The sequence below is a fragment of the Thalassotalea ganghwensis genome (genome assembly GCF_053485795.1).
Genome location: NZ_JBQRUM010000001.1, coordinates 247,082 through 261,108, shown reverse-complemented (window position 1 = coordinate 261,108; position 14,027 = coordinate 247,082). Strand labels below are relative to the sequence as shown.

Here is a 14,027-nt window from a genome sequence, read left to right as displayed (position 1 = left end):
TAGATAACAGGAGAATATAGATGAGTGATTTATTAAAGGGTAATTTCACCACAAAAAAACAAGTAAATGCGCCAGAGAAAGCTCAAGATAATAAAAGTGCTTTAGAGCAAGAATTTAAAAAAGCCGCCTTAAACTCAATTGGCGGTTCAATGGTGTATGTTGAGCGTACCGATCTTACTTGGGATGGCGAAGAGTAACTTCATCCATTTATTTATCTATACGAGTAGTTTATGAAGCAAAATAACTTAACGACAAAGTTCGTCGATGTTGTCGACCAAATAACCGATATCGGTAAAGATTGGCACAGTAATGACTTACTCACCAATGCAGATAACAATCTTCCTTTTTGTCAAAAAAGTATTAAGGCACTCCCCGCGTTAAGTGTTGAAAAAATGCGTTCAGCAATCGTCGTTAGTGCTGGCCCTAGTCTTCATAAGTTTTCAGTATTAAAAAAACTTAAGCAAGCTAATTACAAGGGTACAATAGTAGCAATTGATGGTTCTCTGGTTAAATGCTTAAAAAATGGCATTGTACCGGATTATGTACTTACCCTTGACCCTCACCCAACGCGCATTGTACGTTGGTTTGGTGATACAAACTTTGAAGAGCACACCCGTCACGACGACTACTTTTCACGACAAGATCTTGATGTTGAGTTTCGTAATAATTCTATTAAAGAAAACCAAGCAAACATTGAGTTAATTAACCGATATGCACCGCAAATAAAGTTAATTATCTGTTCTTCTGCGCCAAAGAATGTAGTTGAGCGTGCTCGTCAAGCTGGTTTTGACATGTACTGGTGGAATCCTATTGTTGATGCTCCACAAGATCCAAATAGCTTAACAAGGCGTATTTACAATATTAATAAACTACCTTGTATGAATACAGGTGGAACGGTGGGCACTGCTGCGTGGGTATTTGCCAATGCAATTTTAAATATTAATGAAATTGCGCTAACCGGTATGGACCTTGGCTACCACAGTGAAACGCCCTACCAAATGACGCAAACTTATTATGAACTGCAAGAATTTGTCAGCAATGAGCAGGAGCTTAATGAACTGTTCCCAACATTTACTTTTCCATTAACAGGCGAGCAGTTTTATACCGATCCGACTTATTTTTGGTATCGAAAGAACTTTCTTGACTTACATTCAAGAGCGCAAGGTAACACTTATAATTGCTCAGAAGCAGGAACTCTCTTTGCTGAAAATATTACTTGCATACATTTTGAAGATTTTTTACAAAAAGAGTACTAACGTATGGCTAAGATATTATTTATTAACCCCGTAGTACGTGAAGAAGATGTTCCTCGCCATATTCCCTACGGTATAGCACTACTCGCTTCAATTGCGATGGAGAAAGGGCATTTAGTTCAAGTATACGACGCTAATGCTCACCGCCTTCCGATTGATACCATCACTGAAGTCTGCCAAGCAGACGATTGGGATGCCGTTTGTATTGGTGGATTGACCACAACATACAATTACATCAAAAAAGCGCTAAAACTTATCAGAGCCGCAGCGCCTAACACCCAAATTATTGCTGGTGGTGGCTTTTTAACGAGTATGCCCCATGATATTTTTAATTGGTTGCCTGAGATAGACGTTGGATGCATTGGCGAATCCTTTGAAACGTTTCCAGAAGTATTAAGTAAAATTGACCGAAAAGATTTTGATTACTCCGATGTCTTAGGGGTGATCTATCGCGATCTTACCGGTAAAAGCTTTTTAACTCCTGTGCGACCTAACATTCACGATCTTGATCAACTTCCATGGCCTGCGTGGGAACTTTTTCCACTCGATATATATTTCGCTAACTCAGCCAACTTGTTCAGTGAGGAGTCATTTACCTCCAAACGTCGTATGGATATTAATGGCAGCTTTGGCTGCGGATTAACATGTAAATACTGCTGGCACTTAGGCACTACCGGCGACATGCTGATTGAAGAGAATGAGCAAGGTGAAAATGACGTGGTTTTCACTTACGGTAGAAATATTCGCTATCACAGTGCTGACTATATTGTCAAAATGGTTAAGCACTTATACGAAACTTACGATATTGATTTTGCAGCATTTATTGACGAAAACCTCATGACAATGGACGTTGCAAGTAAAGGAACTTGGCTGAAAGATTTATGTAAAAAATGGATCGAGGCTGGGCTACAACCAACCTGTCGACAAAAAGGCATTCCTCATGATGAAAACTGTAAAGGCGTTCATTGGAATGGCACTTCTCATGCAGGACTACACCGCCCAGAAACATTAAAATTAATGCATGAAGCTGGTTGTACTCATCTGGTTTATGGACTTGAATCTTTTGACCCTAAAATACTGCGCAACTTAGGTAAAGGCTCTAATGCCCGCAAAAATAAACAAAGTATTGCCACTTGTTTAGCGTCAGGCATCAAACCCATACCAAATATTATTATTGGCTTCCCTGAAGAAAGCTTTGAAAGTGTTCGCAATACCATCGATGCACTAATCGAGCTTGGTATTACCGCTAAACCACACTTTGCCACCGCTTATCCAGGTTCTGAGTGGTACTATGCTTTTAAAGACTCCATATTGGAGCAGTATAACGGTGACCTCGAAGCGTACATTATGGATTTAGGTGACGCGAGTAAGATAACAGCAACCATCTCTGAAAAATTTTCACCTGTTGAATTACTCGGCCTGCAACAAATTGTTTATCTCAAAGACTTACGTTTGTTAGACCTGTCAGAAAAGCAATGGGCGCCGGCTGCGGAGTATCGAGCGCCGGTTGTTCAAGCAAAACCTTCTTTTAATCTTCGAGGTGTCAAAGAAGCAGGTCCTATAGCAAGCACGGGATAACCTAATCTCAAGAGCCTAACATAAAAAAGGAAAGCAACTGCTTTCCTTTTTCATCATTAGAAATACGATAACGTAGTGGAGTGGGTATTATGTTGCCATCGTCTTCAAGGTTAAAGACGATTCGGCCTGTTCTTGCAATAGAAATTCAGCTAATTTGAAATCAAGGTGGTGATCAATATCTATCGAAGATTCTCGACTCATGACATAAGAAAAGACATTCTCTGCTAAAAAGAATGTTTGCTGCGCTAATAACGGTTCAACCTTAGCAATATAGATAGCGCCATTTAGTCGGTAGTATGTTGGCAAGGCTTGGCTTCGTGGGTTCTTTTTAACAAAAGTTGACAAAAAGTTTTTCATATTGCCATCTTGCGCTAGCGTGTTGCTCCACATTGGCGAATGATCACATTCGCACACACTAATAACAGCATCAGCCCTTTTCTCAGACAGCGTAGCTACCGCTTGTTTAATATCGGCAGCCGTTCTTAATGGTGATGTAGGTTGCAACCATAAGACGTAATCATAAGTCTGGCCTTTATCGGCAAAATACTCAACGGTATGTTTAACCACGTCTATCGCGGTTGCTTTATCACCGGAGATTAAATCAGGACGAAGAAATGGAACTGGCACACCACATTTACTAGCGATTGCAGCGATAGTCTCACTGTCAGTACTGACAACAATATCGGTAATGTCATCACAAGCTTTCGCAGCTTCAATCGTCCATTGAACCAAAGGCTTACCAAACAATACCTTGCTATTTTTACCCGGTAGACGTTTGCTACCTGCGCGCGCTGGAATGATTGCTAAAATTCGACTAGCCACCAAAACGTCCCCCTTGCATAACATCTTTTTGTGCTTGATAAAAATCAACCATTTTACCAATATCCAACCAGTACTCATGTACAGGAAACATGGCAACAAATTGGTCTTTCTCTAGATAATCTTCAATCAATTGTGTCATATCTATTCGCTGGTTTTCATCAACAGCATTGATCATTTCTCGACTCACCACATAAACTCCAGCATTGATAAAATATTTGTGAGTTGGCTTTTCTACCAAGCTAGTAATTTTTGCGCCGTTAGCTTCAACGACCCCATAAGGTACTTTGTATTCGTCTTCTCTTACACACATCGTACAAATAGGATCATGTTGATTGTGATAACTTAACAGTTGCTCAAAATCTATTTTGGTTAATACATCACCGTTCATCATAATGATGGGTAGGTCAGGCAAATCTTTAGGTAATAACCCTAAGCTACCGCCAGTACCTAATGGTGTTTCTTCATGAACATAATGTATTTTAACTCCCCACTTACTGCCATCACCAAAATGCGCTTGTATTGCCTCAGGTAGATAATGAGTAGAAATGTAAAACTGGTGAAAACCAGAATCAACAAAGCTTTCTAAAATGGTTTCTAAAATAGGTTTATCACCCAGCTTAAGCAATGGTTTAGGGCAAGTATCCGTTAGCGGTCGAAGTCGCGTACCAAAGCCACCCGCCATCAAAAAAACCGGGTTATCATAATTAGGTCGCTTAACGATATGTTGAAGGGTTTCTAGGCCAACTAAAACGTCGTCTTTAAGCAATGGTATCGCATGTAAACCTCTTGCGTTCATTAGGTTTAACAGCTTATTTCGTGACGTATCACTTTCTGCAACTAATGGTGATGAGTTCATGACGTCTTTTATTAAGCTATCCATGCCCATATGACGAATTAACGCTCGTCTAATATCCCCATCCGTCACAACACCTAATAACTTTCGTTGTTCGTTAACGACCAGAGCCATTTGTAATGCCCCTTGATCAATGACCGCAATTGCTTGCTCCATTGTCGTCGTTGGCGAAATCAATATTTTTTGCCAGTCATGACTCATAACATCTCCACCATACATCTTTAAAACGGTTTCCTCTATATCGTCCACTCAGTCAAATTACTTTAATACTTGTAATTTAATAGTCGCTCGACGTGTCAGGAAATCGTCACCAAATAACTCCATTCAACCAATACAGAAACTAAAGCAATAACTAAACCATTTCTCTGACATTATTGCTTACGCGAAGAGACATTGAGCTATCATAGAGAATTAGGGGTGTTGATTTTTTTACGCTTGAATTTTATTCAAGTTAACTGCATTTTAATCGCGGCACTTGTGATAAACATCGTTATTCTGCGCACAGAGCAAGTAACAAAGCGTAAAACGCCCTAATCCAAGATGATTAAATCCCCTTCGGCAAATGAACGCTTCGCAGTTTTACCTAGCACTTGCCAATATTGCTCGGGCCCTAAACCTGAGCCAGGCCTCATAATGGTTAGATTGTCTTCACTAAATTGCTCGCCTTTTTCAATTGCACATTTAGCTACTAGACTTTTGCGTGCGACGGCTCTATTTTTCAGTTCTGATGGGCTTGGCTCTTTGACCCCCGACCCCATAGCGGTCTCTACAATTCGAATATTATCTATCATCGCTTTTAACTCGTCTGGTTCAATCGACGCTTGATGATCAGGGCCATGCATTTGACGACTTAAGGTAAAGTGTTTTTCTATCATTACTGCGTGTTGAGCTACGGCTGCAATAGGAATAACAATTCCTTGGGTGTGATCAGAATAACCAACTGGTATGTCAAACTGCTCTCGAAATGTATGCAATACGTTTAAATTAACTTCATCAAATGGCGCTGGATATTCGGTGGTGCAATGCAACAGCGTGACTTTTCCTTTTAATATACTTTTAGCACTCGTATGCTGAAAAGCATTGATTAAATCTTGTTGCTCTGGATGACAACTCAACTCGACAATGCCAAGCCTAGCTAAGTACCCATAAGCAATCGTTGATAATGCTAACTGAACTTCAGCTATGGTTGCCATTCCTGTTGAGACAATCAAGTCACACCCCGTCAAGGCATGTGCCAAAATAAACGGTAAATTGGTTAACTCACCTGATGGAATTTTGAGTCGCTTAAGCGCTAAGGTATGCACCAAAAAATCTAAACTTGGCAGATCAAACGCTGTAGAAAGATACTCAATATGATTATCGTCACAATATTGCTTTATTCGTGCGTGGCTTTCGAAGGGCAACTCGAGTTGCTTTAATAATTGATATTGAGTTTGCTGGCTGTCCGTATTTTGTTGCTGGTACTGTGCTTGCTCAGCCGTCTTATTGACCAGTGAATCAGCTTTAAATGTTTGAAACTTCACGATATCAGCACCAGCTAATTTCGCTTCATCAACCAACTTGAGCGCCAACGCTTCATCACCGTTATGATTAACGCCAGCTTCTGCGATAATAACAACCCTTGGGTTAGGATTTTCCATTGTTAAGTCTCTCCTTGATGAATGCGCAGATCATAAAAGCGTTTAATCTTATTAGGAAATGGCTGTTCAATTAGCTGCTTTACTATTTTTTCACATGCATGACCGTCACCATAAGGGTTAGGTAACGCTTTTATTTTATTGAGAAAGTCATCGGATAACGCTTTATCAATCCCTTCAACGATCGCTTGCTCATCTCTTTTAACATCAATGACACTATCACTACTAATACGACCTTTTTGTCGATCGCCAATATTAACCGTTGGAATATTGAATGAAGGTGTTTCAATAATGCCACTTGAACTATTGCCAATCACGAGACTGGCATGTCGCATTGCCGATAAATAGTTTAGTTGCCCGATCGAACGGAAAAGAAAAACGCGTCCTTGATTACGCTGAGCATAGGCTTCTAACTCCGCCATAATAATACGACCATCAGCATCAGCATTAGGATACGTTACCAAGACTTGATATGATGGAAACCTATCTATCGCATTAAGTAACGCTCTCATCCCTTGCTCAACAGGCAGATCGGAAAGGGTTTCGGGGTGATAAGTTACTAGCATATAAGGTTTGCTGAGTTCAATATTTAACACCTCAGACACTTTATCCAACGAAAGTAATGGCAATTTTTTAATATTATCTATACCCGGCGCGCCAAAGTTAAACACATTTTCAGGAGGTTCACCTAATTGAATAACACGCTGGCGATAAACTTCTGTAGCGGTAAAGTGCCAGTGAGACAGCTTGGTGATCGCATGGCGAAAAGCATCATCCATCGCCGCTTCTGTCAATTCTCCGCCGTGAATATGTGCAATGGGAAGACCAGCAACCACTGCGGCTTGAGCAACAGCCAATGCCTCAAAACGATCCCCTAACAGTACGAGCATATCCGGTTGATGCCGCTCAAAGCATTCTGCAGCAGCAATTTGAGCTAAAGCCATTGATTTACTGACCGCTAAAGGCCGATCAGAAGCGAGCAGGAAATCAAGACGTTCGGTGATGTCAAAGCCATCATCAATGATATGGTTTATCGTATAGCCAAAATCTTGTGATAAATGTGTCCCACCCACAAATAGCTGCAACTCAACTTTTTCACTTACTTTTAATCCTTTTAGAATTAAAGACAATAAACCATATTCTGCTCGAGTACCGGTAAAGACCGCAATTTTTTTCATTGATCATCGCCTAAACGTTATATATCTCATGTTTATATTTCGCTAAGTTGTCTGGTTGAACAAACCAATTAACCGTTTTTTCTAAACCTTGTCGAATGGTTATTTCTGGCTCAAATCCTGTTAATTGAGATATTTTGTCATTATTACACCATAAACGAAAAACCTCTGATTTTTCAGGCCGCAGACGCTGCTCATCAACAATAAATGTTACGTCACTGTTCATGATTTCTTTGATGATATTGAGCGTATCACCAACACTGATCTCAAAATTAGAGCCAATATTGACAGTCTCGCCGATCGCTTCAGAAGCATTTGCCAGTGCTAAAAAGCCACGACAAGTATCTGACACATAATTAAAATCGCGTGTTGGACTGACATCACCAAGCTTGATTTCTTTAGCGCCATTAGCTATTTGGCTAATGATTGTCGGAATAACCGCTCGCGCTGACTGCCGTGGTCCATAAGTGTTAAAAGGACGGGCTATGGTCAATGGTAAGTCAAAGGCATTAAAGTAGCTCATTGCCATCGCGTCTGCGCCTATTTTAGAGGCACTGTAAGGCGATTGCGCTTGCATGGGATGATGCTCATCAATTGGCACATACTGGGCTGTGCCATAGACTTCACTTGTTGAGGTATGTATCACTCGTTTAACGCCATTATCAAGTGACGCTTGGCAAATATTAAGCGTACCAATGACGTTGGTTGACACATAGCTTTCAGGGGCGATGTAAGAATATGGAATAGCAATGAGTGCAGCTAAATGAAATACCCAATCAATATTCTTGGTGATATGACGACAAAAATGTGGATCGCGGATATCACCTGATATAACTTCTAAGTTATCATGCTGTCCGACATCTTCGAGCCACCCCCAATAATTAAATGAGTTATATTGCGAAAGCGCTCTAACTTTGAAACCTTGTGCGAGTAACAACTCGACTAAATGAGAGCCAATAAACCCATCTGCACCGGTGACTAATATCGATTTTAACTGTTTATTTTCCGTCATAAACGGGTTACCTTTTTTGAAGCTGCATGATAATTTTCACACAAGACTAGCGGTTAGGTTTATCCAACCGACAATATGCAATAGAGAAGAAGCAATATACCTGCCAATCGTGTGCTAATCCTTTGATTTTAGCCAGCTAAATTATTTACGCAACCTTCATTAGTATAAAGACATCAGTTATTCGCTATCTAGCTAGGGTCTGTTGACCTTTGCTTGTTTTTTTTTGCAATCGACGATTATTGAAAATAACAAAGCAGCATAAGCGAACTTTGGTTATTCCAAATGAGCGAATGCTAATGCCGCTAGTATTAAAAATAGCCTTTGCCCCTTTCGTTAAGGTCTTGGGCTGAGGCCAAAATAACGTTACGCTTCGTTAAAAACTTATCGTTTAGTTCACAATACTTCAATGTGTTTGCCTTGATTACCGTCATTTTATTACTCAGCATAATTCTTAAACAAAGAGTCAACACGCTCTAATTGAATACACTGTAAGTTTCGTTAAGAGATTGAATCGTAAAAACCATTACTTTAGAATGAATTATCCATCGACGAAGGCGACAGCTGCAATGACATTAGAACAAATGCCACCCAACTTTCAAGTTATAGAGCAGCGTTGGCCTCAATTGTTCGACAAGTTAGTTAACATTGATACCTCGTCAAACGATGTTGAAGTTCTTGAACAAACCTTGGTCGTCAATGGCATTCAAGTTACTAGCAACTATGATCGGCTTGGCGAAGCGAAACGACAAGTGAGTCGAATCCCTGTTGGTGCAAATGAAGCCTACGTTTATGGGCCTGCACTTGGAGATGCCATTTCTCTTTTGCTTGAGCGAAAAGGTTTGTTAAAACTGTATGTGGTTATTTTAAGCAAGGTGACGTTTATTCATGCCCTCAGCGCCATCGAAACTATGGACTGGCTGTCAGATAGCAGAGTGCACTTGATTGAAGCAGAAAGCTTGAGTGACGTTGGCCAGCCTTTTTGCGCCAACCCCGCTGAACTCAGACTGGTCGATACGAATAATGAAACCATTGCCGATTGGGTACAATTGGAACTAAATCATGACTTTATCGTTAATCAACATCAAGGGCACCGAAAAGAGCAACTCGCCCATATCGATAACAACCGTAGCTTCATTCTCGATGATGGTGACATCAAGGATATCGCCCCACCAACAACAGATAGAATTTATATCGCGGCAGCGGGACCAACGCTTAATCATCATTTAGAATATTTGAAAACACACAAACCTTTTATCATTGCCGTTGATGCAAGTGTTAGAGTGCTAGTCGCTGAGAATATTATCCCGGATATTGTTGTCTCAATTGACTATACTGCATTTCAATTTTTTAAAGATATTCCTTCACATCAACTCGCTAAAACTAAGTTAGTGTACTTTCCTAACGTAGAGCATGAGGTATTATCCTATTGGCCAGGTAAACGCTATTGCAGCTACAGTAATACACCAATGTATAAAGACATTGCACATTATGCTCCTAAAACCTCATTGTTTTGTGCTGGCTCTGTTGTGCATCCGGCGATTGATTTAGCCGTTTATTTGCAAGCAAAAACCATCATACTATTAGGAACTGATTTCGCTTTTAGTTTTAATAAAAGTCATGCTAGTACGGAAAATTCAGCTCCCGCTTCTCATGAATTAAGCATTGAAAACGCACAAGACTCTGTCATCAATGGATTTGGCGAGCGCGTGGCAACAATGACCAGCTTAAAAGGCTATTTAAGAGAGCTAGAGCGATATATTAGCAAACACCCAACCATATCATTTATCAATGGCAGCCAGCACAGTGCAGTAATTAAAGGAGCAACGCTATGGAATCGATAGCGATGGATATTTGCGCACTTAGTGAAAAACTTATCAATGATTTACGCTGTGGATATCAGGCAAGTAGCTATCAGCTGACCATCACTTGGCTTGATGCGCTAAATGAATGCCTACAAAGTGCCAAAATAAAGGATAGACATCTAGACAACTTGTTTCAGGTAATGCTCGGTGCCCAACAGCGAAAAGATCATCTGTTTTATGCGGATATTATCGAGTATGAGCTTCTGCCATATTTGAAAAGGCTTGGTGTGATAGAAACTACGCCGTAAAGATTGGCTACGTGGCAACAATTAACCGCTAAATTTTTGATAGGTATTAACCGCTTGTTTGACTTTCGATTGCTGCTGTCCGTCGGCTAATAGTTTTATTCTTTCTTTAGCTAAATGAGTAAGTTGTTCGATATCTTGCGCCTGACAAGCTAAAAGAAACTCTCGCAAGTGTTGTTTAGCGTCATCGTCATTCTTTTCGAGCTCTTGCGCAGCTAATTGCTTTAACACCGACAATCGAACATTGAGCAACTCATTCACTTTTTCAAAGTTCTTCTGTTCGGTTTGCTGCAGTATCTCAACGGATAGCGCTTCTACCCGCTGATATAGTGCATTGGATGACATATTAAGCTCCAACAGCAGACTGTTGGTCTTTCTTCTTGAGTAATTCGAACCCTTCTTGTTTCGCATCTTCCGGAATTTCTCGCCAAGCATCTCGAATCGGTTTGAGCAGATTAGTAACTTCGTCCAAAGCTGCGACTTCTAAGGTAATATTGGTATCATTTAATCGTTGAATACAATACTGATAAAGGCTAGAAAATGTTTCCGATATTTTGGGCTCAGCTTCCGCGTCTAGCGCATTATCCAAAGCTGACAAAATATTGACAGCTTTGGTGATCATCTGCGATTTTACCGCTAAGTCCTTGCGCTCAATTGCACCTTTCACCTTGGCAATACTCTCTAATAAACCGTCATACATCATTAAGATTACTTGATGCGGATCGGCGGCCATTAAAGTGCTATCAATATTAACCTGATTGTATGCTTTTAAGTTCTTTCTCATAACCTGCTCCTAGTGCTTCTTTAATGAAACACTAACTTGATTTCTTCGGTGTAAGGCCTGAAAGTGTTTGGGTTAACCATGATCCTGTTGCATTGTAGGAGGCAACTGTTGAATCAAGAAACGCAAACTGTGATCTTAACCTATCTTCGTAATCTCGTAACCGCGATTCAAGCGCGTCATACTCATCACGAATTCCAGAAACTTGTCGATTTAATTCAGTGCTTCTTAATGTTAATGTACCGTCACTGCCATTATAACTTTCAATTAAGTCAGTAAGCTTTGGCGCTACACCATTAGCTGAAGCAAATATCTGGCCAACTTCTTGTAGATTGTTTTGCAAGGCATCAGATAACTTTTCAGTACCGCTTTTCATTGTGCCAATGCCGACAGGATTAATTTCTAATCGACCGGTTTTATCAATGGTAACACCAATGTCTGATAAGCTAGTGTTAGAACCTGTCAATCCACCAACCGCATCAGTAACTATAGCATTTAATTGCGCTTTAACTTGACGAACATTAGCATCAAACGCTAAAGCACCATTTTCGGCATTACCTAAACTATCAAGTGTTCCTCTAAGTGCATTATAAGCATCGACAAACTCTTTGATTAGCGTTTCACCATTGTCTTCATCTTGAGAGACCGTTAATATTGTCGGGTTACCAGGGTTGGCTACTTTTGCGGTAAAGGTCACATCTTCAATAATATTTTTAAATACATTGGTGTCTTGAGTAACGGTATTATTATCAACCGTAACAATAGCACTTTTCGCTACATCATCAACGCCCTGAGTGGTATTGGTAGAAATTGCATCTAATGAAGTATTATTGTTGGAAATGGTTAAGTTATTCGTGTCACCACTTATTGAGGAGTTAAACACCAAAAACGAGCCACCGTCGGCATTAATAATATTGGCTGTGACGCCAAAGTTATCGCTCTTTTCGTTGATTTTATCACGAATAACACTTAACGAGTCGGCACCATCGATTGCTACATCAAAAGTATTAGCACCTGCGGTAAAGGTTAAGGTACCCGTTCCAACTGTATCCGTTGAGGCACCAAAAGCGGTAGATTGGCGGCGGCTGCCTTGCGCCAGTTGCTGAACTTCGATTTCAAACGAGCCGTTGCTAGCATAACCATTAGTTTCAACCGTAATGTCTTCAGTGCTTGCTTCAACGACTTGCTTATTAAAGGCATCTGCTGCCCCTAATTTTTTAACCACGCTTTCAAAAGTAGATAAGGCTGATTTAAACTGTCCTACCCCTGATAATTCAGTAGTTAAACGAACTTCTTTGTTTTGAAGGCGTATTTCAGTTGGGATTGCTTCGGCATTAATATAGGCCTCGATAATACCTTCTAAATCTAAACCTGAACCTATGCCTGCTGAAGTGATATTCATTTTAATATCCCCCTAAAAATACCTAATTACACCTTCTCATCAAGAAATATACCAGATTTTAAGTCAACATCTTGACGAAGCTGCTTTATCTTCTGGGCCAATTCAATTAAATCTTCCGAAGGAAACTGTTTAATTAATTCTTGGCTATCCGAGTCAAATACTTTAATGACTGTTTTTTCTGATTGCTCATCAGTCGAAAAGTTTACATTTCGATTGTATAAGCTCATAAACTCAGAAATTTCAGCATATGCTTCTTCTAACTTTTCAACTTCCTGTTCAATTTTTTTGGCTTCAACATCTTGCGCTTTTTTGAGCGCGGTATTGTCTGTCTCAGCAACCTTCATTGGACTTAAAGCTTCATTAGGTCTATTACCATTTTTCAATGAAGCTTTTTTGTCATCATCTTGAACGGGTTTAAAGCTATTGGTGGCAATTTCAGAGAACTGGCTCGCTAGCGGATTTTCTGCTGTTACTGGCTTCACCATAATAAACTCCTAATCTTTTTAAACACAAAATGGCACTCGAGTTAGAGTGCCATTGAATTTACCCTTTGTTAATAACTTCCCGTTATTATAACAATGACAACGCTATCTGTGGTTGCTGGTTAGCCTGCGCTAACATCGAACTTGATGCCTGTTGCAATACTGAACTTCTCGCTAGTTTCGCAGTTTCTGCGGCAAAATCGGTATCTTCGATTCGTGAACGCGATGCTGAAACATTTTCTGCAGTATTGTCGTTACTTCTAATTATAGATGAAAAACGGTTTTGTTTCGCACCTAAATCTGCTCGTACGCCGTTAACAGTTTTTAATGCTGAGTCAATTTTAGCAATTACAGACTGTGCCTTAGTAAATGTTGATACACCTTGTGATACACTCACACCACCAGCACTTAGCTTTTTACTGATTGTGATTGTGATCAACTGACCTTTGTTAGCACCGATTTGGAATGCTTCTTTATATGAACCGATAAGTAACTTCTTACCACCGAATTCTGTATCTTTTGCAATACGGGTTAGCTCAGTTGTTAACTGGCCGAACTCCGCATTTAGTGCTGCACGGTCAGACGTGTTGTTCGAACCGTTTGACGCTTGTACCGCTAGAGTACGCATACGTTGTAGTGCATTGGTATATTCATCTAATGCACCTTCAGCCGTTTGCGCTAAAGAAATAGCGTCGTTAGCGTTACGTGATGCTTGGTTTAAGCCGTTGATTTGTGCTGTCAAACGACTAGAAATTTGAAGACCTGCTGCATCGTCTCTAGCGCTGTTAATACGCTTACCAGAAGATAAACGTTGGTAGTTCGTAGCCAATGAGTTGGTTGAACGAGACAACTGACGTTGAGAGTTAAGTGATGCAATATTACTATTTACAACTAAAGCCATGATAATGCTCCCGGGGTAATATAC

15 protein-coding genes are annotated in these 14,027 nt (G+C 40.2%); 5 read left to right on the top strand and 10 right to left on the bottom strand.

The window, feature by feature from the left end:
- The first annotated feature begins 20 nt into the window (after positions 1-20).
- From ACSLUH_RS01150 to ACSLUH_RS01140, 3 genes are read left to right on the top strand one after another with little or no spacing between them, the layout of a single operon-like run.
- Positions 21-197, top strand: a complete 177-nt coding sequence (locus tag ACSLUH_RS01150; protein ID WP_448563722.1) for a hypothetical protein — start codon at positions 21-23, stop codon at positions 195-197.
- A 33-nt stretch (positions 198-230) separates the two neighbouring features.
- Complete coding sequence (locus tag ACSLUH_RS01145; RefSeq protein WP_448563720.1) at positions 231-1,256, top strand: 6-hydroxymethylpterin diphosphokinase MptE-like protein; 1,026 nt, start codon at positions 231-233, stop codon at positions 1,254-1,256.
- Between the two features lie 3 nt (positions 1,257-1,259).
- Positions 1,260-2,831: a B12-binding domain-containing radical SAM protein gene (locus ACSLUH_RS01140; RefSeq protein ID WP_448563718.1), complete on the top strand. Its 1,572-nt coding sequence runs from the start codon at positions 1,260-1,262 to the stop codon at positions 2,829-2,831.
- Between the two features lie 87 nt (positions 2,832-2,918).
- Here ACSLUH_RS01140 and ACSLUH_RS01135 read toward each other — a convergent pair whose 3' ends face one another.
- The 5 genes from ACSLUH_RS01135 to ACSLUH_RS01115 all read right to left on the bottom strand — a co-directional run bounded on the left by ACSLUH_RS01135 (position 2,919) and on the right by ACSLUH_RS01115 (position 8,330).
- Positions 2,919-3,653: an acylneuraminate cytidylyltransferase family protein gene (locus ACSLUH_RS01135; RefSeq protein ID WP_448563716.1), complete on the bottom strand. Its 735-nt coding sequence runs from the start codon at positions 3,651-3,653 to the stop codon at positions 2,919-2,921.
- Positions 3,646-4,755: a nucleotidyltransferase family protein gene (locus tag ACSLUH_RS01130; RefSeq protein WP_448563714.1), complete on the bottom strand. Its 1,110-nt coding sequence runs from the start codon at positions 4,753-4,755 to the stop codon at positions 3,646-3,648. The genes ACSLUH_RS01135 and ACSLUH_RS01130 overlap by 8 nt, the downstream gene beginning before the upstream one ends.
- A 281-nt stretch (positions 4,756-5,036) precedes the next feature.
- Complete coding sequence (neuB, locus tag ACSLUH_RS01125; RefSeq protein ID WP_448563712.1) at positions 5,037-6,146, bottom strand: N-acetylneuraminate synthase; 1,110 nt, start codon at positions 6,144-6,146, stop codon at positions 5,037-5,039.
- Positions 6,147-6,148: 2 nt separating this feature from the next.
- Positions 6,149-7,321 carry a UDP-N-acetylglucosamine 2-epimerase gene (gene neuC, locus ACSLUH_RS01120; RefSeq protein ID WP_448563710.1) on the bottom strand — a complete coding sequence of 391 codons (1,173 nt, stop codon included), beginning with the start codon at positions 7,319-7,321 and terminating at the stop codon, positions 6,149-6,151.
- Positions 7,322-7,331: 10 nt separating this feature from the next.
- Complete coding sequence (locus ACSLUH_RS01115) at positions 7,332-8,330, bottom strand: NAD-dependent 4,6-dehydratase LegB (protein WP_448563708.1); 999 nt, start codon at positions 8,328-8,330, stop codon at positions 7,332-7,334.
- Positions 8,331-8,896: 566 nt separating this feature from the next.
- On the opposite strand from ACSLUH_RS01115, the gene ACSLUH_RS01110 reads away from it, so the two are divergent.
- The gene (locus ACSLUH_RS01110; RefSeq protein WP_448563706.1) at positions 8,897-10,171 is read left to right on the top strand and encodes a motility associated factor glycosyltransferase family protein; all 1,275 of its coding nucleotides are present in this window, start codon (positions 8,897-8,899) and stop codon (positions 10,169-10,171) included.
- The gene (locus ACSLUH_RS01105; protein WP_448563704.1) at positions 10,159-10,440 is read left to right on the top strand and encodes a hypothetical protein; all 282 of its coding nucleotides are present in this window, start codon (positions 10,159-10,161) and stop codon (positions 10,438-10,440) included. Before ACSLUH_RS01110 ends, ACSLUH_RS01105 begins: the two co-directional genes overlap by 13 nt.
- Before the next feature lie 21 nt (positions 10,441-10,461).
- Here the strand turns inward: ACSLUH_RS01105 and ACSLUH_RS01100 are convergent, their stop codons facing one another.
- The 5 genes from ACSLUH_RS01100 to ACSLUH_RS01080 form a co-directional block, all read right to left on the bottom strand.
- The gene (locus ACSLUH_RS01100) at positions 10,462-10,782 is read right to left on the bottom strand and encodes a hypothetical protein (protein WP_448563703.1); all 321 of its coding nucleotides are present in this window, start codon (positions 10,780-10,782) and stop codon (positions 10,462-10,464) included.
- A gap of 1 nt (position 10,783) precedes the next feature.
- Positions 10,784-11,221 (bottom strand): flagellar export chaperone FliS, encoded by a 438-nt coding sequence (gene fliS / locus ACSLUH_RS01095; RefSeq protein ID WP_448563701.1) that lies wholly within the window; start codon positions 11,219-11,221, stop codon positions 10,784-10,786.
- Between the two features lie 31 nt (positions 11,222-11,252).
- A complete protein-coding gene (fliD, locus tag ACSLUH_RS01090) occupies positions 11,253-12,620 on the bottom strand; it encodes a flagellar filament capping protein FliD (RefSeq protein WP_448563699.1) in 1,368 nt (455 codons plus the stop codon).
- Positions 12,621-12,646: 26 nt separating this feature from the next.
- Complete coding sequence (locus ACSLUH_RS01085) at positions 12,647-13,105, bottom strand: flagellar protein FlaG (RefSeq protein WP_448563697.1); 459 nt, start codon at positions 13,103-13,105, stop codon at positions 12,647-12,649.
- A gap of 85 nt (positions 13,106-13,190) precedes the next feature.
- Positions 13,191-14,003 (bottom strand): flagellin N-terminal helical domain-containing protein, encoded by an 813-nt coding sequence (locus tag ACSLUH_RS01080; RefSeq protein ID WP_448563695.1) that lies wholly within the window; start codon positions 14,001-14,003, stop codon positions 13,191-13,193.
- Positions 14,004-14,027: the final 24 nt, after the last annotated feature.

Coding starts and splice junctions, on each gene's coding strand:
- ACSLUH_RS01150 (WP_448563722.1), top strand. CDS start 21: ATGAGTGATTTATTAAAGGGTAATTTCACCACAAAAAAACAAGTAAAT.
- fliS (WP_448563701.1), bottom strand. CDS start 11,221: ATGAGAAAGAACTTAAAAGCATACAATCAGGTTAATATTGATAGCACT.
- ACSLUH_RS01105 (WP_448563704.1), top strand. CDS start 10,159: ATGGAATCGATAGCGATGGATATTTGCGCACTTAGTGAAAAACTTATC.
- ACSLUH_RS01100 (WP_448563703.1), bottom strand. CDS start 10,782: ATGTCATCCAATGCACTATATCAGCGGGTAGAAGCGCTATCCGTTGAG.
- neuC (WP_448563710.1), bottom strand. CDS start 7,321: ATGAAAAAAATTGCGGTCTTTACCGGTACTCGAGCAGAATATGGTTTA.
- fliD (WP_448563699.1), bottom strand. CDS start 12,620: ATGAATATCACTTCAGCAGGCATAGGTTCAGGTTTAGATTTAGAAGGT.
- ACSLUH_RS01140 (WP_448563718.1), top strand. CDS start 1,260: ATGGCTAAGATATTATTTATTAACCCCGTAGTACGTGAAGAAGATGTT.
- ACSLUH_RS01145 (WP_448563720.1), top strand. CDS start 231: ATGAAGCAAAATAACTTAACGACAAAGTTCGTCGATGTTGTCGACCAA.
- neuB (WP_448563712.1), bottom strand. CDS start 6,146: ATGGAAAATCCTAACCCAAGGGTTGTTATTATCGCAGAAGCTGGCGTT.
- ACSLUH_RS01085 (WP_448563697.1), bottom strand. CDS start 13,105: ATGGTGAAGCCAGTAACAGCAGAAAATCCGCTAGCGAGCCAGTTCTCT.
- ACSLUH_RS01115 (WP_448563708.1), bottom strand. CDS start 8,330: ATGACGGAAAATAAACAGTTAAAATCGATATTAGTCACCGGTGCAGAT.
- ACSLUH_RS01080 (WP_448563695.1), bottom strand. CDS start 14,003: ATGGCTTTAGTTGTAAATAGTAATATTGCATCACTTAACTCTCAACGT.
- ACSLUH_RS01110 (WP_448563706.1), top strand. CDS start 8,897: ATGACATTAGAACAAATGCCACCCAACTTTCAAGTTATAGAGCAGCGT.